The organism is Asticcacaulis aquaticus, assembly GCF_028550415.1.
Lineage (GTDB): Bacteria > Pseudomonadota > Alphaproteobacteria > Caulobacterales > Caulobacteraceae > Asticcacaulis > Asticcacaulis aquaticus.
The window spans coordinates 1-23,364 of record NZ_JAQQKX010000016.1 but is presented as its reverse complement, the minus strand read 5'-3'; the positions used below and the strand labels follow the sequence as shown (position 1 = coordinate 23,364).

21 protein-coding genes are annotated in these 23,364 nt (G+C 60.8%); 7 read left to right on the top strand and 14 right to left on the bottom strand.

Annotation, left to right across the window (positions count from 1 at the left end; translation table 11 throughout):
• The first annotated feature begins 259 nt into the window (after positions 1–259).
• The gene (locus tag PQU92_RS16280) at positions 260–667 is read left to right on the top strand and encodes a hypothetical protein (RefSeq protein ID WP_272749315.1); all 408 of its coding nucleotides are present in this window, start codon (positions 260–262) and stop codon (positions 665–667) included.
• 1 nt (position 668) lies between these two features.
• Here the strand turns inward: PQU92_RS16280 and PQU92_RS16275 are convergent, their stop codons facing one another.
• Entirely contained in the window at positions 669–1,043 is a 375-nt protein-coding gene (locus PQU92_RS16275) for a hypothetical protein (protein WP_272749314.1), read from the bottom strand.
• A gap of 115 nt (positions 1,044–1,158) precedes the next feature.
• Between PQU92_RS16275 and PQU92_RS16270 the strand changes: the two genes are divergently transcribed.
• Positions 1,159–2,319 (top strand): aminotransferase, encoded by a 1,161-nt coding sequence (locus tag PQU92_RS16270; protein ID WP_272749313.1) that lies wholly within the window; start codon positions 1,159–1,161, stop codon positions 2,317–2,319.
• Here the strand turns inward: PQU92_RS16270 and PQU92_RS16265 are convergent.
• Positions 2,316–2,987 (bottom strand): hypothetical protein, encoded by a 672-nt coding sequence (locus PQU92_RS16265; protein WP_272749312.1) that lies wholly within the window; start codon positions 2,985–2,987, stop codon positions 2,316–2,318. The two genes, PQU92_RS16270 and PQU92_RS16265, sit on opposite strands and share 4 nt — an antisense overlap.
• Positions 2,988–3,179: 192 nt before the next feature.
• On the bottom strand, positions 3,180–4,703 hold the full coding sequence (locus PQU92_RS16260; protein ID WP_272749311.1) for a hypothetical protein: 1,524 nt from the start codon (positions 4,701–4,703) through the stop codon (positions 3,180–3,182).
• A 203-nt stretch (positions 4,704–4,906) separates the two neighbouring features.
• On the opposite strand from PQU92_RS16260, the gene PQU92_RS16255 reads away from it, so the two are divergent.
• Positions 4,907–6,406, top strand: a complete 1,500-nt coding sequence (locus PQU92_RS16255) for a CoA-acylating methylmalonate-semialdehyde dehydrogenase (RefSeq protein ID WP_272749310.1) — start codon at positions 4,907–4,909, stop codon at positions 6,404–6,406.
• On the opposite strand, the gene PQU92_RS16250 is transcribed toward PQU92_RS16255, so the two are convergent.
• The 5 genes from PQU92_RS16250 to PQU92_RS16230 form a co-directional block, all read right to left on the bottom strand.
• Positions 6,387–7,598, bottom strand: a complete 1,212-nt coding sequence (locus PQU92_RS16250) for a glutathionylspermidine synthase family protein (RefSeq protein WP_272749309.1) — start codon at positions 7,596–7,598, stop codon at positions 6,387–6,389. The genes PQU92_RS16255 and PQU92_RS16250 overlap by 20 nt on opposite strands.
• Positions 7,599–7,609: 11 nt before the next feature.
• Positions 7,610–8,275 (bottom strand): DUF1190 domain-containing protein, encoded by a 666-nt coding sequence (locus PQU92_RS16245; protein ID WP_272749308.1) that lies wholly within the window; start codon positions 8,273–8,275, stop codon positions 7,610–7,612.
• A 10-nt stretch (positions 8,276–8,285) separates the two neighbouring features.
• A complete protein-coding gene (locus PQU92_RS16240) occupies positions 8,286–8,714 on the bottom strand; it encodes a DUF350 domain-containing protein (protein WP_272749307.1) in 429 nt (142 codons plus the stop codon).
• A gap of 89 nt (positions 8,715–8,803) precedes the next feature.
• Positions 8,804–9,394: a YdeI/OmpD-associated family protein gene (locus PQU92_RS16235; protein ID WP_272749306.1), complete on the bottom strand. Its 591-nt coding sequence runs from the start codon at positions 9,392–9,394 to the stop codon at positions 8,804–8,806.
• A 71-nt stretch (positions 9,395–9,465) separates the two neighbouring features.
• Complete coding sequence (locus PQU92_RS16230; RefSeq protein WP_272749305.1) at positions 9,466–10,308, bottom strand: alpha/beta hydrolase; 843 nt, start codon at positions 10,306–10,308, stop codon at positions 9,466–9,468.
• 83 nt (positions 10,309–10,391) lie between these two features.
• Between PQU92_RS16230 and PQU92_RS16225 the strand changes: the two genes are divergently transcribed.
• On the top strand, positions 10,392–10,850 hold the full coding sequence (locus PQU92_RS16225; protein WP_272749304.1) for a MarR family winged helix-turn-helix transcriptional regulator: 459 nt from the start codon (positions 10,392–10,394) through the stop codon (positions 10,848–10,850).
• Here the strand turns inward: PQU92_RS16225 and PQU92_RS16220 are convergent.
• On the bottom strand, positions 10,847–11,497 hold the full coding sequence (locus tag PQU92_RS16220) for a hypothetical protein (RefSeq protein WP_272749303.1): 651 nt from the start codon (positions 11,495–11,497) through the stop codon (positions 10,847–10,849). The two genes, PQU92_RS16225 and PQU92_RS16220, sit on opposite strands and share 4 nt — an antisense overlap.
• Positions 11,498–11,575: 78 nt before the next feature.
• On the bottom strand, positions 11,576–13,234 hold the full coding sequence (locus tag PQU92_RS16215; protein ID WP_272749302.1) for an alpha-L-fucosidase: 1,659 nt from the start codon (positions 13,232–13,234) through the stop codon (positions 11,576–11,578).
• 171 nt (positions 13,235–13,405) lie between these two features.
• On the opposite strand from PQU92_RS16215, the gene PQU92_RS16210 reads away from it, so the two are divergent.
• Positions 13,406–14,725 (top strand): glycoside hydrolase family 28 protein, encoded by a 1,320-nt coding sequence (locus PQU92_RS16210; protein WP_272749301.1) that lies wholly within the window; start codon positions 13,406–13,408, stop codon positions 14,723–14,725.
• Positions 14,726–14,858: 133 nt separating this feature from the next.
• On the opposite strand, the gene PQU92_RS16205 is transcribed toward PQU92_RS16210, so the two are convergent.
• Complete coding sequence (locus PQU92_RS16205; RefSeq protein WP_272749300.1) at positions 14,859–18,620, bottom strand: TonB-dependent receptor; 3,762 nt, start codon at positions 18,618–18,620, stop codon at positions 14,859–14,861.
• Positions 18,621–19,005: 385 nt separating this feature from the next.
• Complete coding sequence (locus PQU92_RS16200) at positions 19,006–20,445, bottom strand: sialate O-acetylesterase (protein ID WP_272749299.1); 1,440 nt, start codon at positions 20,443–20,445, stop codon at positions 19,006–19,008.
• A 270-nt stretch (positions 20,446–20,715) separates the two neighbouring features.
• Here PQU92_RS16200 and PQU92_RS16195 point away from each other — a divergent pair, with 270 nt between their 5' ends.
• A complete protein-coding gene (locus PQU92_RS16195; protein WP_272749298.1) occupies positions 20,716–21,708 on the top strand; it encodes an alpha/beta hydrolase in 993 nt (330 codons plus the stop codon).
• Here PQU92_RS16195 and PQU92_RS16190 read toward each other — a convergent pair.
• On the bottom strand, positions 21,705–22,265 hold the full coding sequence (locus PQU92_RS16190) for a demethoxyubiquinone hydroxylase family protein (protein ID WP_272749297.1): 561 nt from the start codon (positions 22,263–22,265) through the stop codon (positions 21,705–21,707). The genes PQU92_RS16195 and PQU92_RS16190 overlap by 4 nt on opposite strands.
• Positions 22,266–22,333: 68 nt before the next feature.
• Positions 22,334–22,639, bottom strand: coding sequence for a hypothetical protein (locus PQU92_RS16185; protein ID WP_272749296.1), 306 nt, complete (start codon positions 22,637–22,639; stop codon positions 22,334–22,336).
• Positions 22,640–22,958: 319 nt separating this feature from the next.
• Here PQU92_RS16185 and PQU92_RS16180 point away from each other — a divergent pair, with 319 nt between their 5' ends.
• Entirely contained in the window at positions 22,959–23,237 is a 279-nt protein-coding gene (locus tag PQU92_RS16180) for a hypothetical protein (RefSeq protein WP_272749295.1), read from the top strand.
• Positions 23,238–23,364: the final 127 nt, after the last annotated feature.

Genomic DNA, 23,364 nt, shown 5'->3' with positions numbered 1-23,364 from the left:
ACATCACGGCTGCGTTTCCGCCTTGCGGATCAGCAAAAATCCCTGGCCGATGCTCAACCGCTGATTTCCCAAACAATCTCTAAGGCGAAAGGGATACAGTGATCCCTATAGACCATACGGCTCGGGTCATGTCAATGAGAATTATTCGCAAATAATAAGGTGGCGATAAACGTCTACAGCTTTCCGTTCACGGAAATGCGAATTTGTTTTTGCCGGGTTTGCTCTACGGTTGTCTTTCCGAAAATCAGGGGACAACCTCATGCGTTTTGGTCATATGGCCCCAAGGATAGGGGTGGCGATCCTGTTCACGGTGCTCCACACCGGCACGGCACAGGCCGCCTGCGGACAAATCACGCTCGATATCCGAACGATAGATTATAAATCAAAACCTTATGATCCACTCTTGATGCCCCTGCTCAATAGGGTCGACCCGGAGGTCGAGCGTATCGAACTGACCTTTGCCTCGTCGCGCACCCATCCGGACATCGCCGATCTGCAGGCGGCCGGACTGAAATATATCGAGAGCCGCATCGCCCTGCACGGCTATGATCCCGCCCTGGTCATCCGTCAGGAGGTCATGCTGCCGCGCAGCTTTGCGGGCAAGGACGAGCTTTATCGGCTGATCATCGCCTATGGGCCGAAAGGCGGATGCCCCGTCTCTCCCTGAATCAGGCCGGTTTGCAGTGTTTGTCGAACACTTCCTGCGTGCGGTCGCGTTTGGTGGTGGCGAAGTCGCTGGCGTCCTTGAGCGCTTCGGGCGTCTTGCGGTCCTTGTCGCGCGCGTCGACCGGGGCCGCGAGGGCAGCGGCATAGAGCGGGATGGCCTTGGTATAGTTGCGGGCCGCGCTTTCCAAGGCTTCGCATGCGCCGGCCTTGTCTTCTTTTTCGGTGGCGATCGACGCGTTCTGGATCATGGCGTCGCCCAGCTTGTCGAAAACCTCGGCGTGCATGATCGCCTTGGTATAGGCGGTGTCGTCGGGGGTTTGCGCCCCCACGAGTGACGGCGCGACGACGAGGATAAGGGCGATAAGGGTGTGGCGCATAAAGGTCTCCTGAGGCATAGGCGATTTTTAGCCGCGCGGTCGATCCGCACAATTTACAAATGCTGAGAGGCAATTACGGTGGTCTAGGGTCTGTCCCTAAATAAGAGGAACCGCCATGAACCCCATCTATGCCGCGCTGGGTACGACCATCTTCACCACCATGTCCGGGCTGGCGACCGAGTTGGGTGCGATCAATCTGGGGCAGGGCTTTCCCGAAACCGACGGCTTCCCGGAGGTGCGCGCCGATGCTGCCCGCGCGGTTATGGCGGACTCCAATCAGTATGCGCCGATGAAAGGGACGGCAGCGCTGCGCGACGCCGTGGCCGGGTTCTATGGCCGAACGCAGGGCCTGTCGCTCGATCCGGCGCGCGAGGTGCTGATCACGTCGGGGGCGACCGAAGCCCTTGCGGCGGCGTTGTTTGCGCTGATCTCCCCCGGCGACGAGGTGATCGTTTTCGAACCGATGTACGACGCCTATGCGCCCCTGATCGAGCGGGCGGGCGGCGTGGTCGTGCGGATCAGGCTGTCGCCACCGGACTGGCGGTTCACCGAGGGGCAACTGACGGCGGCCTTTTCACCGCGCACCAAGGCCGTGCTGTTGACGACGCCGAACAACCCGACCACACGGCTGATATCGCGGGAACACTGGGCATTGCTGGCGCGGTTTTGCGCCCAGCATCAGGCCTATGTCATTTCCGACGAGGTGTGGGAGCAGGTTGTTTTCGACGGTGTTCGCCATGTCGGCGTGTTGAACGTACCGGAACTGACGGGGCTAGGCGTCAAAATCGGTTCGGCGGGCAAGATTTTCGCCCTGACCGGCTGGAAGGTCGGCTTTGTCTGTGCGTCGGAAGCGCTGGTGACGCAGATCGCCAAGGCGCACCAGTTTCTGACCTTTGCCACGCCGCCGATGCTGCAAACCGCCGTGGCTTTCGGGCTGAACCTGCCCGATGCACGTTTCAGTGACGCCGTGGCGGAATTGCAAAGGTCACGCGACCTGTTGATGGCCGGTCTTGAGGCCGAAGGTTTCTGTACCTTACCCGCTGAAGGCACCTATTTCCTCAATATTGATTTGCCGGAGTCGGGTATCGCTTTGAGCGCCACCGATTTCGCCTTACGCGCCGTGCGTGAAGTCGGCGTGGCGACCATCCCGCTGGAGGCCTTCTGTGCGTCGGGCGGGCTGCCCCTGCCGGTCGTGCGGCTGTGTTTTGCCAAGAGCGACGCCACGCTCCAGCGCGGCATAGAGGCGCTTAAACGCGCGCGACGGTTATTCGTTTAACGATCCGCGGGCGTCAGCACCGCCGCATGCACCCGGAGCATCATCGGCAGGGTATCGAGCCACGCCGCGTCGTCCGGCCCGACCAGACAAGTCAGGGTCACGAAGGTCTTGTCCGGTAAATCCAGACCGACGGCGCGCATCAGATAGGCCTCCGCGCCCACCTCGATACTCATATCGACCGAGACGAACTTGACCTGCGCGCCGCTTACCGGGGCCGAGATCATCGACGTCAGGCCCTTCTTGGTGATGTCGATTCTGGCATTGGCTTCGGGGAAGATGTCGCGCGCATTGAGGCGGATTTCGTCGGCATAGTCGTCGACCAGCGACGGCAGGGCCGATTGCGCGGCGGTAAAGCTGTTATAGACGCCCTGACCTTCGACCAGAGCCTCGCGCATCAGAGTGCAGGCGCGTGCCGGGCCGCCGGTGCGTGGCGAAAAGACCTGTAGCAGCGTCAGCTCGTGGGTCCGTGGCGTGACGAAGGTCCATGTCCAGTCGTTGGGCGTCGACAGGCCGATATCGCCCTTCGGGTGCACCCAGATGTGACGGTCGATGCCCGTGCGATCCTGCCCCCACTGGGTTTGCGGCACGGCGTCGAGCATAGGCGGTCTGGCCTGTACTGGCGCTGCCGACAGGGCACCGATCGCGGCAAGGACGAAAATGAACTTCATTGAAAACCTCAGGCCGGACTGCGCCGCCGATGGACAGACGCCTGAAAAGGAACACGAAAAAAGTAGAATTGAAATGGACTGCAACTGAAAAAAGTCCATCCGTCGGCGGCACGTCCGGATCATGTCACTGATTGCCGGACACCGTCACCCCCGAACAGGGGGGTGACGGATTACAAAGGCTGATAGGCAGGCCTATGGATTTTGTAAGGGCCGTGTGATCGTTACGCCGTCGGGCAGTACTTTTCGATCGGGCAGATTCTGAAGCTGCTGGCTCGGCGGGATCTTGAACGTTGTCCGCGCCACAAACCGATTGTTCTGAATGGTCTGACCGCGCAGGGCTTCGGGCTGGACCTCAGCCGTGAAGGTGATCGCCCCGCACCCGCTGGCGTCGGTGGTCTTGAGTGGCAAGGCGAAGCTGTCTACGCCCGCGGCGGCGGTAAGGGTGCCCGACACGGCTTCAAAACACTCCGCCGCGCGATTGCCAGTGACTGTCCAGGCGAAAGACTGCCCGGATTTGGTACGCTGATATGGCTTTACGATAACCGGCACGGCGTCGTTGAAGCGGCCATTGGCGGGGATAAACGGCGGCAGTACCTGATTTACACCGTAGGGCGGGTCGGACACAAAGGTCACGGTCAGGGGCGAAGTGGTCGGCGAACGCCCGTCCGCATATTTGATTCTGACGGTATAGCTATATTCGCCGACCATGGTCAGAACGTCGGCAGGATCTTCAAAAAACGCCCGGATATAGCCAGCCTCGGCATCGCCCACCATGGTCGGCAGGCCCGGCGCCACAAGACTTATGGTCGGATCGAGCGGTTCGACATCGAACAAAGAATTACCATCACGGAAAGGCGTCAGCTCATAATCGCTGACGAAGGGGCGGCTGAAGCATTTGAAGGCGTCGGTCGGCAGGCTCGTTGGCAGGACGACCCGCAACTGCCCCGAGCCCGGCTGCGACGACCGCCCGCCGAAATCGTCCATGCAACGCACAAAGGTCCGGTTGCGAGAAGTATTGCCGTTCGTCTGGTTAATATAGGGATCTACGAAGAGTACGACGACCGGCCCGCAATTGCTGTTGTTCGCGACGTTCGGATCTACGCCGGCACAACGGGCCTGACGATCGGCAATGGCCTTTCGCTGCGCCTCATAGACCGGATTGGGGACCGAGGTGCCCTCGGTCGCCCCGTCGGCCATATCGTTGGCAGACGAATTATCTATATTGTCTTTGGTCCACTGGATGTCGGTCATGTGGCGCGGTGACACCGAAAAGGGGATGCGCACATTGTCGATGACGAGCGTGCCGTTGGTTTTGCTGGTGTAAACCGGCAGGGTGATTTTCAGCGCCAGCGACCCCTTGGTGCCGCAATTGGCGGTATTGTTGATAAAGCCCGAATGACCGCGAATGCGCGTGACCGTGGCACCGGGCAGGTTCTCGAAATGGATCTTATCGTCGTACACCGTGTCCATATAGTCGCCGTAAAATTCGACGCGCTCCGTGCCCGAACCGCTGACACCCAAAACAGGGATGACGGTGGCATAGGCCTGCCAGTGGAAACGCGGGCTGGTCGTGTCCCGACACTTGCCCTCAGGATTGCGTTCGCTGGTCATCTTGTCCACCTCGACAGCGTGCGCGGCTATGGGGGCGGTGAAGGTCAGGGACAGTAAAGCGGCGGCACCGCTCAGGAGAAGGGCTTTCAGCAAGGATCTGGTCATGAATCACCTGTAGAGAAGATGTGAGGTCCGGTCACCGGATGCCGCCTCAGCATGCCGCAGAAGAGTGTTTCACACCGTGTCGCAAGCTGTTGCAAAGGGCGGAATATGGCGGCGTGCTGCATCGCAGCCGAGGTTGCAGATTGGGGCTTCTCATGCGGTATGAATAAGATAGTCTCATATGTGATCACGGAGACCTTTTCAGCATGCGTACTATTTCCCATTTCATCGGCGGCAAAACGGTTGCCGGGACGTCCGGTCGTCAGGGTGACGTCTTCGATCCCAATATCGGCAAGGTGCAGGCGCGTGTCGATCTGGGGACGGTCGAGGAACTGAACCACGCGGTGGCGGTCGCGAAGGCCGCACAGGTCGGCTGGGCGGCCCTCAACCCTCAACGCCGCGCGCGGGTGATGTTCGAGCTAAAGCGCCTGATCGAGCGCGACATGGACAAGCTGGCGCATCTTTTGTCCTCCGAGCACGGCAAGGTCATTTCGGATGCGAAGGGCGATATCCAGCGCGGGCTGGAGGTCGTCGAATTCGCCTGCGGCATCCCGCACCTGCTGAAGGGCGAATATACCGAAGGGGCGGGGCCCGGCATCGACGTCTATTCGATGCGGCAGCCTCTGGGTGTCGTCGCGGGGATTACGCCGTTCAACTTCCCGGCCATGATCCCGATGTGGATGTTCGCCCCGGCGCTGGCCTGCGGTAATGCTTTTATCCTCAAGCCGTCCGAGCGCGATCCGTCCGTGCCGGTGGCCTTGGCCGAGCTGCTGCTGGAGGCCGGTCTGCCCGAAGGCGTGCTCAATGTCGTTCATGGCGACAAGACCGTGGTTGACGCCATCCTCGACCATCCGGACATCCGCGCGGTGAGCTTCGTTGGCTCTTCCGACATCGCCAACTACGTCTATGCGAAGGGCGCGCAAAACGGCAAGCGGATGCAGTGCATGGGCGGCGCCAAGAACCACGGCATCATCCTGCCCGATGCCGATCTCGATCAGGCGGTGGCCGATATCATGGGCGCTGCCTATGGCTCGGCGGGCGAGCGCTGCATGGCTTTGCCGGTCGTGGTGCCGGTGGGCGAGGCGACGGCGGAGGCCCTGCGCGAACGGCTGATCGCGGCGGCGGAAAGCCTGCGCGTCGGGGTCTCGACCGATCCGGAGGCGCATTACGGCCCGGTCGTCGGCGCAGCGCACAAGGCGCGCATCGAGCAATATATCCAGATGGGCGTCGATGAGGGCGCGGAACTGGTCCTCGACGGACGCGGCTTCAAGTTGCAGGCCCATGAAGACGGCTTTTTCCTTGCCCCCTCGCTGTTCGACCATGTGACAGCGGATATGAAATCCTATCAGGACGAAATCTTCGGCCCGGTGCTGCAAATCGTCCGGGCGCAGACGCTGGAAGAGGCCATTTCCCTGCCGTCGAAGCACCCCTACGGCAACGGGGTGGCGATCTTCACGCGCAACGGCGACGCGGCGCGGGAGTTTGCTTCGACGGTGGAGGTCGGCATGGTCGGGATCAATGTGCCGATCCCGGTACCGGTCGCCTATCACTCCTTCGGTGGCTGGAAGCGCTCGGGCTTCGGCGACCTGAACCAGTACGGCATGGACGGGGTACGCTTCTATACCCGCACCAAGACCGTCACTCAGAAATGGCCGAAAGGTGGGCCTGTGGTGGATCAGAGCTTCGTCATTCCGACGATGAAGTAAGCGGCGGATCGAAGCTGTGCGGCACGAAGCGCGACCGGTCGTCGGTAATGGCGCGGTCGCTTTCGCGGATGCCCATGCCCTGCGGCTCGCCGTCGATCACCCAACTGCCTACTAGCGCGTAGGTGCCGCTCGCCTCATCGCGGAACAGATCGGCAAAGGCCTGATAGACGAAGACATTGTCCGCATAGTTGCCGTCGGTTTGCTCTGTGGCGGTAGCCTCACCGGGCGCGAACAGTTCGACATTCTGCCCTTCGCGGCCGAGAGCGGGTTTGCGAACGAAGGCCCGGCTGGCCGCCCTGAACGGCTGATCGCTGCGAAAGGTGTCCAGCAGGTAGGGGCTGTCTGGGTACATCTCACGCATCCTGACCATCAAAAGCTTGTTGGCCATCAGCATCTTCCACGCCGGCTCGAACAGGCGGATGCGGCTTTTCAGCACAGCGTCGGTCAGGTGCACACCGTAGTCGTCGGCCAGAAGCCAGTCCCACGGATAGAGCTTGAACAGAAGACGAATAGGCTGATCCGCCTCATCGACGAAGGTGCCGCCGTCCGCCGGGCTGAACCCGATACTGTCGATGGGGACAAAAACGACCTCGATCCCGGCTTCGCGCGCCACGCTTTCGATATAGGCGACCGTCCCGGTATCTTCGTCGTGCGGAAACACGCAACTCACGTGCAGCGGTGCGGTGCGTTGCCGGGCCCCCAGCAGGCCGTCGTCGCGTTCGCGCTTCAGGGTCCGCATCCGCGCGACAAGAGCATTGTGCAGGTCGTTATACTGATGCGTCGCGTCAGGGCCGTGGGTGTCGGTCAGCCACGACCACTGCACCACGGCGGCTTCGAGCAGGCTGGTCGGGGTGTCGGCATTATATTCCAGCATCTTCGGCGGGCCTGAGCCGTCATAGGCGAAGTCGATCCGGCCATAGATGTCGCGCTCGCGGGTCTGCCAGCTATGCTCGATCAGACGGATGGCGTCCGCGTCGTAACCATAGGCCGGGAGTGCCTTCGCGGCGATGATCGCCTCGATGGCCCCAAGCGCCATGCGATGACAGGCCGCGGTCGCCTCATCGATCGCATCGATGTCCGCCGCTGTGAACCGGTAGGCCACGCCTTCGTTCCAGTAGGGGACGCCGCCCGTCGTGTGCCACAGCATGCCCTCTGCCTCGACGCAGGCCTCCCAGCCGGGACGCCGGGGCACGAGACAACGCCTCATCCGCAACAGCCGCCGCGCGCCGTGGACGATTTTCCGAAGCCGCCGCGCGACGAGGCCCGGTAGCGGCTGTCCGACGTGCCCCTCGCGGTCTCGACGTTCATCCGCGACGGCAGACCCGACGAGGTGAGGCTGTAGCCTAGCGGACGCATACCTGAACCGCCATAGGTCGAGATATCGCCCCGGCGATTGACATAGACCGGATAGGCACCCGAATAGCCATTGTATTCCCGTTCGCGCCGGTACGTATCGTAAGACGCGTTGTTCATCCGGTTCGACAACATGACGCCGGCCATCAGCGGCACGAACCAGCTACCGCCCGAGGCGGTGGCGCGGCTTTCGCAGTGGCCTTCGCCATACTCCGCTTCGCAGCGTGCCTTTTCCGAATAGGCGGGCTGCTGACCCTGCCATTGCCAGGCCTCGGCGAAGGCCGTTTCGCACAGCTTGTCGTCGGCCTGCGCGGCCTTGCATTCGTCGAGGGTCTTGTAGACCAGCATCTGCTCGGTGGTCGGTGTTGGTGCTGACGGCTCCGGCGAATCGCAGGCGCTGAGCATGGCCAGTGCCGACACCGTACCGGCCAGTATGCCCGCACGGCGCGTGTGGCGACGTTTTAGCTCGGCCTTGTAGCGGCTCTGATAGGCCTTTGTCGCATTATGCGTAACCATTCTGGCGACCTCAGTAGGACAGGGCCGAGGCGTTGAGCAGCCCCACCACCAGACTGAGGGCGGACAGGGCCAGCGCCGCGGCGATGCAGCCCTTCTCATTGGCCGGATCGGTCAGGCGGGCATATAGCGTCTTCCAGAAAATCCGCACCACCGCGTGCAGCAGGATCTGCGACAGGATGCCGATCCCGCCCCAAAGGATCATATCGCCGGGATTGAAGGTTGAATGCCCGACCGACTGGATCGGCAGGGCCAGAGCCATACTGACCGCAAGGAAATGAATGGCGACGGCGATATTGCCTTTGCGAATCTCTTCAAGTTCCCGGATCGGTGTGATCCACAGATAAACCGTGATCCCCACCAGCCAGACGATGAACCCGGTCGTCAGAAACACCAGATAGGCCGGGAGATTGGCCAGAGAGTCCAGATTGATCAGATCCATTCATGCCTCGTTTGTGTCGCTTTGGGCCGATCATAGAGTCATGACGATGCTTGGCAACTGTCAATTGCAGCGCCTGATGCTCAGGAGTCTTAATCGTCCAGCCCTTTGCCGTCGAGAATCTGCGGCACGGCCTTGTCGATGCGGGCTTCGCGGGTCTTCGCCTGCTTGGCCGACGAAAAATGCAGCAGATAGGCGCGCTGCCGCCCCGGCGTCAGGGCCTCGAACGCGTCTTTCAGCCCGGCATCGGCGTCCAATCGGGCGCGGAACTCGTCGGGCATCGTGAACGCGTCGGTTGTCTTGAAATCGACCTTCAGTCCGGCTTTTTCGACCTCGATCGCCTGATGGACATAGGCCTTGATCAGGTTGTCCATGCGCGCGATGCCGTCGAGCCCGGTAAACCTGATCTGACGCGCCGCCTGCACGTTCTCGGTCTGCTGGATGAGGACGCCGCTCTCGTCTTTCAGCAGCGCGCCCTTGAAGAACAAAAGGGCGCAATAGTCCTTGAAACCGTGGATCAGGACGATATTGGCGCCGTCCAGCGTGTAGCAGGGCTGCCCCCATTTCAGCGTTTCGCTCAGACCGCAGTCGAGGATCAGGGCGCGCAAACGTGTAAATTCGACGCCCCAGCGGGTTTCGCCCTCGATACGGCTGTCGACCTTCTGATCCGTTGCCTGCGCCATGTCCTGCCCCATAATTGTGTAGGGCCGTAACTTAGCCGCTCAGGTCAATTTGAACAGCCCTTAAACGGCCCCTACGCGGCCATGAAATCGGCCACCGCCCGCAGAGTGTCGCGGGCATAGAGGATACGCCGGTGCCCCAGTCCGGGCAGGGGATGCACCGTCACATGCGGACCGGCCGTAGCGAATTCCTCGGCGCTGAGGTAATCGACCTCCTTGTCGTCGGGGGCGTGCAGAACCAGGGTCGGCACCGGATCGCGCCGGAGGATATCGGCACCGATAAAGGCTTCGACCGCGCGACCGGTCAGGCGGCGGACATGGCTTTTCAGGTGTAGCTGCGCCGCCGGAGACAGGCTCTGGTGGCGGCTGAACGTGTCGAAGATGCGCGGCATGGAATTGGGCGCGGCGACCAGCGCCAGTCGGGACGCGGTCAGGCGCGGCAGACCGTCGACCAGCCCCGACAGGGCCGAGGTGATCACCGCGCCACCAAACGAATGCCCGATCAGACCGTGCCATGGGCCGGTTGCGGCGTGTAAGGCGTGCAGGGCACGAACCCCCAGGGGCACGTGCAAACGGTCGCCGCTTGAGCGTCCGTGCGCGGGCAGGTCAAAGGCCACCACGTCGAACCCCGCGTCGAGCAAAGGATCGACAAAGGCCGACATGACCGCCGCCTGTCCGGTCCAGCCGTGCACCAGCACCACCGTGCCGCGGCCCGTGCCGATGAAACGATAGGCCTGCAAGGCATCCCCTTCGAACGGTACACGGAAGGCTTCGGCGCGGTCGAGGCGCGTCTGCATCCGCGACATGCCGGCTTTCGCATCCTCGGGGACGGCGGGCGGTGTGCAGAACAGGTCGAACATCCGGTCGGCGATGGTGGCGGGGTCTTCTACGGTTTGCGCGATATCTTGTGCCGACATGGGATCGCCTCTAGTATGTTCAAGGTTGAACGAATTTAGTTCAATCTTGAACATATAACAAGACGCAAACGAGCAGGGCACCGATGAGCCGGGACATTTTACCGTGGGACATGCCGCGTTTCCGCAACTGGATCGCGGTGGCCAAGGCGCATCAGATGGTCGAAAAGGTTCTGGGGGCGCGTTTGGCCCCGTTAGGGCTCAAGCTGGCCCAGCACGATATACTGGCCAATATCTGCCGGATGCCGGGCCTGACGCAGAACGAACTGGCCGAACGGCTTCTGGTCGGGCGGTCGAACCTGTCCATGCTGCTGCCGGAACTGGAAAGGCGCGGATGGGTCGAACGGCGCGCCGATCCGGCCGACCGACGCGTGCGCCGCCTGCACCTGACCGGCGAGGGCCAGACCCTGACCCTTGCGGCCTTGAAGGTTCAGGCCGAGGTGATCGAGCGGATGATGACGATCCTCAGCGACCAGGAATGCGCGCAGGTCGGCGACTATATGCGCCGCATCGCCGCCCAGATGAGCCTGTGGGGAACAGATTAAAAACCGGTTCTTTGCTTCGGGTCGCAGGCCTTTTGCATGAAGACCGCCGTATAGGCAAAACGCGTCGCCAGTTCGGGCGAGGACAGATGGAATTTGATGGGCACGCCTGAAAGATTCACCACATTGCCCTTTACTTCAGCCTTGAGCACTTTTCGCCAGTCCACCATCGTTTCCTTCGGCACGTCGCTGGTGGCGGCGTAGCTGCGCGCGAGCGTGAACTGCGTCAGACACAGTTCAGCAAATACGGCGTTTTCGGTCGGTAACGGGGCCAGGGTCTGCTCGGTATACTCCTTTACGCCGGGGACAAGATGGCAAACCTGCGCCCCCGTTTTTTTATCCACCGGACAGTCGTATTTATCGCGGCTCACCTCGACAAGATTGTACTGCCCGTTGCGGAGGGGGATTTCGACCGCGATGCCGCCGTTATAGGCCACTTCCGACAGGAAGCGCTGTGCGCCTTCCAGCGTTTGTTTCGGTGGCACGTCATCCGAATGGCGCTGGGGCGTGATGCCGTCCGATGTGCCTTCAGGCTTTGTCTGGTCAGACGTTTTGGGAACCTGAGCGTAAACGGAACCTATGGACAGGACGCCCAGAGACAGGGCCGCCACAAGAAACCCGCCGGATAGAGCCTGAATGAAAGCGTGCATGGTAAGCCCCTGAAAAAAGAGAACAACCTAAAACGCCGTTCTCGCAAATTTCAGGCCATTATGCAATTACTCAGTCCGTCAGACGACACCGATAATCTTCAACGCGACGCCGATATCGTGGTGAGCTGCGTCGGGCAGGGTAACGTGCAGGCCTTTATCATCCTGACGGAAGGCCAGAGGTGCGGGGCTGCCGAGCACCTCGACGCGTTTGACCGAACCGCGCGCCAGTTTCGAACCGCGCGCCAGACGGGTGACGGTGATCCGGTTGTTTTCGAGACGGCCCAAGGTGATGGCATAGAGCGCCTTGCCCTTGGTGGTGAAGCGCAGGTCCTGCGGCGTATAGGGCTTCTGCTTGCTTTCGCCGAACATACCCGCGCCGACCTGGGTCGGGCCTTCGCCGAAGACCTGCCACGGGCGCGTGCCGTAGATGGCTTCGGAAAAGCGGCCCATCCATTCGCCGATCCCTTCGACGATCTTGCGCTCCTCCGAATCGATAGAGCCGTCGCCGCGTACCGGAATGCTGAGGAGCAGATTGCCGTTTTTCGACACGATATCGCACAGACGATGGATGACCGCCGCCGCGGGCAGGTATTTTTTGGCATCGTAGATGCGGCGGTCGTAGTGCCACTGCCCGATGCAGGTGTCGGTCTGCCACGGTTCAGGGCTGATCTCGGCGCGGAAGCCGCGTTCGACATCGGCGACATAGCCGCCTCTGGGCGCACCTTGTGGCTTGATGTTGAGGACCGCCTGTACGCTGCCGTGGCGTTTGATCGACGCGTTGTAATAGTGAGCCGCGATGTCGAGCCCGGCCTGCCCCAGAGGCAGGTCGAAATCGTCGAAATAGACGAGGTCGGGATTGTAACTGTCGATCAGGTCCTTGCAGCGCAGATACCATTGCCGCGTAAAGGCCGGATTGTGTAGCGGCGGCTCCTCGGTCCACACGCGGTCGTTGGCTTCGTGCCATTTATTGGCCTCGGCAATCGTCGTGATCCCCGGCGGCAGGGGCATGACGGCGCCGGTATAGAGTGCCTGCGGATCGAGCCCTTCCCACCACTTGCCCTTGCCGTCGAGCTTGCTGAGTTTGTAGGCGTCGTAGCGTTCCCCGGCGCGCGGGCCTTCGGGGTCGTAGCCATAGGCCGTCTGGAACCAGTGCCAGGCGTGGGCCGAGTGGTTCGAGACGCCGAATTTCAGACCGCGCTGGCGCGCCGCCTTTTCCCACCGCCAGATGATGTCGGTCTTCGGGCCGATACGCGTCGAGTTCCAGTCGTGGAACTTCGAATCGTACATGTCGAAATTGTCGTGGTGATTGGCCATGGCGACGAAATATTTCGCCCCGGCCTTCACATAGAGGTCGAGCAGCGCTTCCGGGTTCCAGTTTTCGGCCTTCCAGCGCGGATAGAATTCCATGAAGCCGAAATCCGCCGGGTGGCCGTAGGTCTTGACGTGGTGTTCGTAAAACGGGTTGCCCTGCTGGTACATCTTGCGCGCGTACCAGTCGCCGTATTCCGGTACGCAGCCCGGCCCCCAGTGCGCCCACAGGCCGAACTTGGCGTCGCGAAACCAGTCGGGGGTCTTGTAGCCGGCGATCAGCGAGTCCCAGTCGGGTTTGAACGGGCCGTCGGTGATCTTATCATAGCCGGGGGCGGATAATTCGACGGCTCCGGCGGCGGAGGTAATGAGACCCGACAGGCCAAGCGTGCTGACGCCGTGCAGGAACTGACGTTTCGTGGAGCGCATGATAGATCCCTGTTTGATTTCTTTTGCGGAAATTAATTCCATATTTGGCATTAATTTGTCTGACATGAATAAGGCTGTCAATAGACTTGTCGCCTGCCGCCGGTTATGGCTGGGGCGGACGTATAAAAGACCACAGGTGCCGACCAACGGTGCCAATCATTCGGAGGAACGATGAAGGTTCGCTTTCATAACTGGGCCCATACCCGGCGCTGGGTCATGTCGGCGATGGGTGTCACGACGCTTGGAACCACGGCGGCGCTGGCAGCGGCCGCGAATCCGAAGACGCGGCGCGTCTCGATCCTCGATTTCGGGGCGGTGGCGGATGACCGGACCGTCAATACGCCCGCCATTCAACAGGCTATCGATCAACTGGCGGGCACAGGCGGTGGCACGGTCGTCGTCCCGGCAGGGGTTTTTGTGACCGGGGCCATTTTCCTGAAGCCTCAAGTGCATCTGCACCTCGACAAGGGCGCTGTGCTCAGGGCTTCGACCGATGTGGCGGTGCATTTTCCGGCCCGGCGGACGCGCATCGAAGGCCATTTCGAGGACAAATTCACCCCGGCCCTGATCAATGCCGCCCGCTGTGACGGTTTGAAAATCACCGGCGAAGGCACGCTGGACGGGGCCGGGCGGGTTATCTGGGACCAGTTCTGGAAGCTGCGCAATGCCGCGCCGGTGCCGAACGAATTTCCCAATATCGGCCTGCCGCGCGCGCGCCTGGCCCTGATCGAAAATTCGAAAAACGTTCTGATCGAAGGCGTGACCTTCAAGGATTCGCAGTTCTGGAACCTGCATATCTATCGCTGCCGCGGGGTTACCGTGCGCAGGGCAAGCTTTCAGGTCCCGGACGATTACAAGCAGGCGCCCTCGACCGATGGCATCGACCTCGATTCCTGTCAGGATGTGATCATCGAGGGCTGCCATTTTTCGGTAACCGACGACTGCATCGCGGCCAAGGGCACCAAGGGGCCGCACGCCCTGAGCGATAAGGACAGCCCGCCGGTCGAGCGCATCCGGGTGCGCGACTGTGTGTTCAAACGCGGGCACAACATGTTCACCTGCGGCAGCGAGGCGACCATCGTACGCGATGTGATCGTCGAAAACTGCACCGTCACGGGCGGGATGAGCGTGCTGATGCTCAAACTGCGGGCCGATACGCCTCAGCATTATGAGAATATCCTCTATCGTAACCTCACGCTCGACGCGGCGGGCGGCAATATCGTACGCATCCAGCCGTGGAGTCAGTATATTAACCTCAAGGGCGAGGCGCCGCCGCAATCCGTGGTGCGCAATGTGCGTATGATCGGGCTTCGGGGGCGCTTCGGCGGCTTCGGCAATATCCGCCCGAACCCGGGCCAGACGACGATCAGCGATATCCGACTTGAGGATTTCGACGTGCAACTGACGCAGGCCAAACTGGCCGTCGAGGGCGTGAAAGGGCTTAAGACCCGGAATGTCCGGGTCAACGGACAGCCGGTAAATCTGGTTTAGAGCCTGTTCCTCACAAAAAATCCGTCAGGTGCGGGCCTGACGGATCAAGGTGACCTCTCCAACAGGCTGGGGAGCCTTGAGGTCTCAGTGTGAAAACGAAACCGCCGCCTGTTTATCAGGCGGCGGGTCCGGTTTAGCGCGTCCGCAGCGTAAAGCCCGCCGTCACGCGATAGCCGCCGTAGCCGACTTCGAGCACCGACGGCGTGCCGTCGGCATAGGTGACGAAGTTGCCCTGATCCTTGCGGGTTTCTTCTTTAAGAGCGTTGGTCATCTGGAAGAACAGTTCGACTTCCGGGCGGACCTTGTGGGTCACCTTGATATCGACATACTTGGACTCGTCGGTATAGGTCGGCGCACCGGGGTTATAGGGCAGACGGATATTGGTATAGCCGTCGCCGGGATAGTTAGCCGCGGTGTTAGCGCCGCACGAGGCGATACATTTGAACACTTCTGAACGCGCCTGATAGGAAACACGGGCATTGGTCCGGCCGTCATCGTACCACAGCGACAGGTTGGCGTAATAGCTCGGTTCATCTATCGGCGGCAGGGTTTCGCCGGTGTTCGGATCGCGGACCGCCGCGCTGTTGGTCGTCGAGGTGATCTTGGCATAGTTGCCGTCGGCCCCCAGATAGCGCAGCTTCCACGGCAGGAAGGTGAATGCCGTCTTGAACGAATATTCGTCACCTTCGCGCAGGAAGCCGCCGGCATTGACGTAGGTCGTATAGGCGAAATCGTCATTCGTCACGTCGCGGCCCGTAACGGGATCGATAGCGCCTGTACCGGCCAGCAGCTTGGCATCGGTGACGGAACCGGTAGTGACGCTGCCGGTGATGTCGTCTTCGAAATGGGCGTAGGAGAACTGCGTATCCTTGTTGGGATACCATTCGATCGACAGGTTTTTCTTCTTGGCCGTCAGTGGCTTCAGGCCGGGATTGCCGAAGGTGCCGCAGCCGTTATCCGCCCCCGCACCGTCGAAGCGTTGATCGAAGGTACAGGTCCCGGCGGGCAGCAGTTGCGCGATACTGGGGCGCGACATCGACTTCGACGTGTTGTAACGCACGACCAGCTGGTCGGGCAGGACCCACAGGTTGAAGTTATAGCTGGGCAGCCAGTCGGTCGTGTGGCTCGAAACCGCGACATTCGTCTGAGCGGTCAAGGTGTAGGTATTACCCGATGTTGCCGTCGAGGGGGTGCAGTTCGCCAGGCTGTTGCAGCGGACGCTCGACAGGGTGATGAAGCCGGTGCCTTCGACGTCGGTCTTGACCATCCGCGTGCCGACGTTACCGTTGAACACCATGTCGAACGGCAGGTCCTGCTCGAATTCGACCATCCAGTAGGCGGCGGTCGTTTCTTCGAGGGCATGTCGGTACAGCATGTCGTACTGTTTGCCATCGCTGGCCGTACAGACCTTCATGCAGTCGAAGTTATAGTGGGCCAGCGGATTGCCGCCCGCGCCATAAAAGCCGGTCGCCGACTGCGCGATCAGGTTATAGAACTTGTGGACGTCGATCTGGCTGAAACCGTTGATCAGATTGCCGCGATCAGGGAACCCGGCGAAGAACTGATTGGTCGGTCCGGTCAGAACCTGATTGAGGATCGCCTGCAGGTCACCCGGACGCATGGTGTAGGTGCCTTCATAGCGCGTTGTCAGGTCGGTATTGGCCAGATAACCATAGTTACAGGGCAGGGCGCCCGCCGGTGCAGCCGTGCCGGTCGTGCCGTAGCGCGTGTCGTCACAGGCGCGCACGACGCCGCGCAGGTTCTGACGGGCGATGACTACGGGGGCTACATAGCCCGCAGTGCCGTAAGGCGTGGTGGCGACGCCGTTGACGATGTGAGTGTTTTCCGGCGAGATCGTTCGGCCCGAGCCGTCCCATCCATAAGACTCGGTCTTACGGTTGTTGAAACCGAGCTGAAGGGTCTTGATGAAGGGAATCTTCTCTTCGAAATTATAGGTGAAATCCCCCTTGAGCGTGTCTTCGGAGGTTTCGCTCAGTTTCGGCGACATCTGAATGCCGATATTGAAGCTTGTCCAGGGCTGCTGGGCGACCGTATAGGCACCGGTTTGACCCGTCACACAGGGGTTGATGCCCGATGGTGTACAGGCCCCGCGAGTAGCTGCCGCTGCACGGGTAATAGTGTAGTTCGACGCATTGCCCGTGTCGAAATTGGCCGGTAGCGAGAAGTTCCACAGGCCGTTTTCCAGCGACAGGTTAGCCTGCCCATAGGCGTAGGTCAGGCCGGGGTTGATGCGGAAGTCGTAACGCGTATATTCGGACTCGGCATGCCCGTAGAGCAGGGTCGCCTTGATCGGGCCACGATGATAATCGAGGCCTGCCGAGAAATATTTCGAACTGATGTCGTTGGTGTTCTGAACCTGATCGAGCGTGGTCGAACCGTCGGTGATCGTACCGGCGATCAGATGGTGTGCCGAGTCGAATTTCAGCGAGCTGGGGATCAGGTTGGCGACCGCGCCGATGACGCCGTTGGCCGTACCGGCAGCGTTATTCGGTGCGGTGACGCTGCCGAAGCTGATGCCGTCATAAAGATAGTAGCCCGAACCGGCGATAGCGCTGCGAACATTTCCCGTGTCGGTATAACCGGCACCGTTATAGGCCGCGAAGCTGCCGTTGGCCGGGAACGCGGTCGTAGCTGAGTTGAACAGAATCTGACCCGGTGTCAGGGTCAGCTGGACGTCTTCGACCCGTCGTTTATTATACATCACCTTGGCGTAGACATCGAGGTGCTCGTTGACGCGGTAGTCGGCGCGCAAATCAACCGTCTGGCGCAACTCCTTGTTCTGACGCACGAAATAGCGCACCAGAGACGGCGTATAATCGCCCCACTGGTTCAGGCAGGTGATCAGTTCGTTGGTGCGCTGCGCCGTAGCTGCGGTATTGCCCGTCAATAACGGAAAAGCCGCCATACACTCGGCCTTGGTCTTGGCGGCGGCTGACTTGGTCACCAGAGACAGAGGGGTTTCGGTGCTGTTGGCAAAAGCCGTATTGATGCCCGCGCCGGACAGCGTCGATGGGTTGAACGTAAACGTCTTTTCCGCCGAGCCATCGAGGTCTATCGAGGTGGTGCCGATGACGTTGCCGGTACCCGCGCCGACATAGGCGCGCGCCAGCCCCTGCGAACCCGAGGTCGAGTTCTGGACGGCGTTGTTATCGTTCTGGATGCTCGACTGCGAGGCGTTGAACAGGATGCCGAGGCGACCGTCAAGGAACTTGCTGGTGGCGATCAGATTGACTTCCGGTGTCCACTTCTTGCTCAGCGAATTTTGCGTCATGTCGTAACGGAACGACACGAACGGCTTCTTGAAGTCCAGCGGGCTGCGCGTCTGAATGACGATACCGCCGCCGATGCCGCCTTCGGTCTGGGCCGCGGTATTCCCTTTGATGACGTCGACGCTCTTGATCAGGTCGGCGGGAAATTCGCGGAAATCCTTGGAACGACCGTCGCCGTTGAAGGCCAGACCGCCGGTTGTCGAGGTGTTCTGCACGCCGAGGCCGTCGATTTCGATGCTGGTCTGCGCCGAGTTGCCGCCCCGAACGCTGACGGTTTCGCCTTCGCCATAGTCGCTGCGCGACAGGGCCACGCCGGCGATGCGTGAAATGGCTTCACCGATGTTCTTGTCGGGGAACTTGCCGACGTCTTCGGCGATGATCGAGTCGGTGGCGGTCTTGGCCTTTTTCTTGCGGTCGATGGCCGTGCGCTGCGAGGCGCGCACCCCGGTGACGATCACCGTCGTGGCATCGTCATTAGCCGCAGCGTCGGTCGTGCCAGCGTTCTGCGCCAGAGCCGTGCCGTGACCGGTTATAAGAATAACCAGCGCCATGGCCGTACCGGCGCCCAGCGCGCGACGGATTCCGGGCGTCTTGGAAAACTGCATCGTAAAGCTCCCTGTTGGAGGGGTATGGAACCCCTTGTTTTTTATGTAGAATGTCGTTCTTTGCGGCCCAGATGGTCGCCAGACCGTGCGGTGACGAGATAGGTCGACTCGTCAGGGTCGTGTCGGTTAGATGAATCCGCGTGCAATCGTTTCAAGTCAAGATCGATTTTGACAATTTTGTCAGAAAATAGCCATTTTCAGACGATTTGTGTGGCAAAAGCGACATGATTAGAGGCGAATTTCTGATTGAAAGTGTCCGATATAGATTATTTTTGACGTAATATAGATATTTTAAATTGCCTGAAGGTAGGCGCGTTGGGTCGCGTGCATAAAAATACCCTGAGCGCGGACGCTCAGGGTGCAGGCCGGAGATGAATGAAGAATCTTAGTCCCGCGTTGAGCGGAACGGCAGGGCGGGCAAACCTTCCTTGTTGGTCAGGTTGGGCCGCGCGGCTTCGTCCCAGGCAAAGCGCACGGCGACCGGGGTCGCGACGGCGGGGCTGGACACGACCACCTTGTCGCCTTCGATCGTGGCGACGCCGGGGAACCAGACACCGTCTGCGCCACGGATATTGAACCAGTTCAGCGCCTTGCCGTCCCTGGCGATCAGCCCGCCACCGATATCGTCGTAGCTGAGGACGGCCTTGTTGCCTTCGACGCTCAGGCTGCGGAATTTCGGTCCGTCGACAACGAGGCCCGTCTGTTTGTAGGTCTTGGCCAGAGCCTGACCGGCAAGGCGCTGCCCCACCGTAATCTTGTCGCGCGGATGAATGTCGGTGAGGTCATCCACAAGGTCGGTCGTCACGATCATGCCGGTGTTGGGAATACGCAGGGCATCGGTCTGGGCCTCCCAGATACGCGGTTCGGCTTCGGGCGAGACGACCTGATTCTGGCGCGTGATGTGATAGGTGTGCGGGGCGATCTGCACGTAATAGAAGGCGAGATCCTGACCGAAGACGGTGCGCCAGCCGCCGATCAGGGCTTCCATCTTGGCCGTATAGTCGGGGGCGCCGACGGGATAGACGTTCGATTCGCCCTGATACCAGATGGCGCCTTTCAGGCCGTAGGGCACCAGCGGTGCGATCATGCCGTTATACAGTTCCGACATGACGGTCTCATCGACCTTGGTGCCGGGGGCCTGTCCGGTGAAGCGTTTCAGGGCCGGTACAGCCGCGAAGCCTTCCGGGGCGGTCCACGGCTCGATGCGCGTACCGCCCCAGGTCGAGTCGATCAGGCCGACGGGCGTGTTCAGCGTCGTGTGCAGCCGCTGGCCGAACACATAGGCTGTGGCGGAAAAACGGGATTCGTCGAGGCTTTGCGGCGTGGTGACGATCCACTTGCCCTCGACGTCGGCGGCGGGGGTGTTGGTGCGGGTCTTCTTGACCTTGAACAGGCGGATCTGCGGCGTATCGGCGGCGGCCAGTGCCTTGTCCGCATCGAAGACGTCCTTCTGACCCGACTGGTTGCGGAAGGGCTTTTCCATGTTCGATTGCCCTGACGCCAGCCACACCTCGCCGATCAGGATGTCGGAAACCGTCAGGTTGTTCTTGCCCTTGACGCTCATCTGCGCCGCCGTGGCCGAGGCCTTGAGCGGCTTGAGCATCACTTTCCATTTGCCGTCGGCCCCCGCCGTGGCGCGCACGGTCTGGCCTGCCAGTTTTACCGTCACCTTTTCACCGGCGTCGGCCTTGCCCCAGATGGCGACCGGCTGGCCCGACTGCAGCACCATGTGATCCGAAATGAGGTTCGGCAGCTTGACATCGGCGAGGGCGCCCGTAGCGGCAAAGGTGGCGGCGGCGGTAAGCGAGAGCAGTAGGCGGCGCATGGAGTAGTCCCTGATCGATTATGGTTGAGGGACTCATAGGATGTCCGGCGGTGCCGCGCAATCAGACCAAAGTCACATCTCCGCTCCAGTGTTGGGCATGGGGAGGTTCCCCGAAGTTTCAACGCTACCTGGCCGGTGGGGCGTATAGATATTTCGTGTGTAAAAATTCAAACGGGGAAAGCTCTACGACTTTGGTCGATATGCCTTTTCCCGGCCTTTGTTACCGCCTAAACTGCGCTGAACAATCAAATCCAATCAGGGATGCCGCCAATGGATCGCCGACAACTTCTCTCTTTCGGGGCCGTGGCCGCCCTGCTGCCCGCCGTGACCAGCGCCGCCGCACAGGACTCGGGCAAGCCTCTGGCCAGCGATCCGTCGGTGACGATGAAGCCGCTCCTGCCGCCGCTCGAAAGCTTCCCGATCTGGCCGAAGGGCAAGATGCCGGGCGCCGCGGGCGTGACGGCAAAGGAAGAGTGGATTCTGCGCAACCCCAAGGACGGCAACCCGAACGATACGGCGGCCACGCACGTGACCGATCCGATCCTGATGGTGCGTCGTGCGGCCAAGCCCAACGGGGCGGCGATCCTGATGATCCCTGGCGGCGGCTATGTCCGCGTGGCCGTCAGCCGCGCTGGCGGCGGCACCGACAAGGAACTGGCCGACGCGGGGACTACGGTCTTCATCATGACCTATCGCCTGCCGCACGATAACTGGGGTTCGGCGCAACTGGCCCCCTTGCAGGACGCCCAGCGCGCCATCCGTCTGATCCGACACAATGCCGCGAAATACGGCATCGATCCGAACCGCATCGCCGTGATGGGCTTCTCGGCCGGGGGGCATCTGGCGGGCTGGCTGTCGGAAAGCTTCGGCCGCGAGACCTATGCGCCGATCGACGCGGCCGATACACAATCGGCCAGGCCGCTGGTCACCGGCATGTTCTATCCGGTCATGACCATGCTGGCGCCCTATGCGCATGGCGGTTCGGTCAAGAGCATGTTCCCGAACGGCGCGACCGACGAGGAAAAGAAGAAGGTGTCGCTGGAGTTCAGCCTGCCCAAAGACATGCCGCCGACCTTCCTGGCCCATGCCGGCGACGACAAGACGGTCCCGGCGGAAAACAGCCTGATCCTCTATCAGGCCCTGCGCGCCCAGAAGACGCCGACGGAGCTTCACATCTTCGAACTGGGCGGCCACGGCCTCAGCGGTCAGGACTATACGACGCCGTGGATGGCCTTCGCCAAACGCCACGGGCTGTGGGGTTAGGCCTGTTCAAGGGCGCGCGTCATGCGCGTGACCGCGCCCTGAGTTGACAGCCAGATCACGATTTCGGTCGCCACGACGATCAAACCTTCCAGCGGCGCATTAAACGGCGAGGGACATATGTGTGCCTGCGCATAGTCGAGGTGCCCGATTTCCTGAATCTGGATATCGGCGATCAGACTTTTCAAGGCTTCATCGCGTCCTTCAAGAAAAACGAGTTGTTCCGTCAGGTGCTGATGGACCGTGGCCTCGACGGCTTTGGTACAGACCATGACGGCATTGCGGCCCATCAGAGCGGTAATAAGGCCCAGTGTGTAACCCCCTATGCCCCATAGCCCCATGGCGTAGCACGGTCGCGACCCGCGCTCGGGCATGGCTGCCCGGAATTTCAGGCAATGGTCGATTTCGTGGCCGAGCGTTTCGCTGAGAAACGGCACCAGATCGGGGATCAGGTACCGGGCGACGAACACCTGTGCCCGATAAATGCGTATGGCGCCGAATTCACCGGCATGATTCACCTTCAGGATACGCGAAATCGTTTTGCTGACGGATAAATCCACACCCAATCCCCCCGAAGAAGGCCCCGTTGAAGGCAAGGTGTGCGGTGTCGCGGTTCAAGTCAATAGGATCAGGCGATCACGCGATTGAGCGTCTGATTGCCCTTGCGCGCGGCGAGGATGGCAATGACGAATTCCCGGCGGATGGCGGCGTAGTTGATCGTCGGCGCGTAAAATCCCTGCAGCGCATGATAGATGAAGGCGTGGATGCGCGTGATGTCCTCACCCGACAGGTCGGGCAGGGGATCGCTGATCAACAGGGCCAGTTCCCGGATGATGAGCGGTTCGGCCGCGTCGTCCGTGGCATAGGCGTAGAGCAGCATGTCCAGTTGCCGCTCGATGGTCTTCATGTCGTGGAATTGGATCTTTACGGTCATGTCGGGTTCCTCTGACATCGAGCCTGCGCCGGAAGGGATAAACGGACAATGAGGATCGCGGTCTGTGGATATCAAGGCGGACATATGAAAGACTGTGGCTGGCGCAATTCAACCTGAGCGCGTCATTTTTCACATTACCGTGTTTTGCAATTGCAGCAAAAAATTTTAATATACTGAAATTTATTATTTATTTTAAAATTCCCTCGTGATCGACCGGTAAGGGGCGCGTGTGGCGAAATGCACACGATGCGTGTGTAAATATTCCGGTAACTCTACTTTTGCTAGAATGTGCGGGCGAGCTTAATAAGGAGAATAGTGTATGCCTTTGACCGCACAGGACGCCCTCAGCGATATGCTGGACGACTATTACCGCATGACCATGGCTCTGGAGCGGCTGGTCATGGCCACCGCCCTGATACAGGTGACCGCCGCGCCGGACCGTCTGGCGGAACTGGAGCGATTGCGGGCCGCCGTGTTCGATCCCCGTCTGTCGCCCATACCCGGCGGCCACAGTCAGGCGCTCGAATTCTATCTCTCGCGCCTTGAGGCCAAAATGGATGCGACGCCCGCCGTTGCCGGGGGCGCCGCTCAGTCTTAAATCAGATCGGCCTAGGTTTAAAACCTAATCATCCTATTGATTTAAGGTGCAAACATTGATTCTCTTCGTTTATTCGAGGAGATAAGCTATGGCTCATGAGTTCTGGCTTAGTGACGCGCAATGGTCG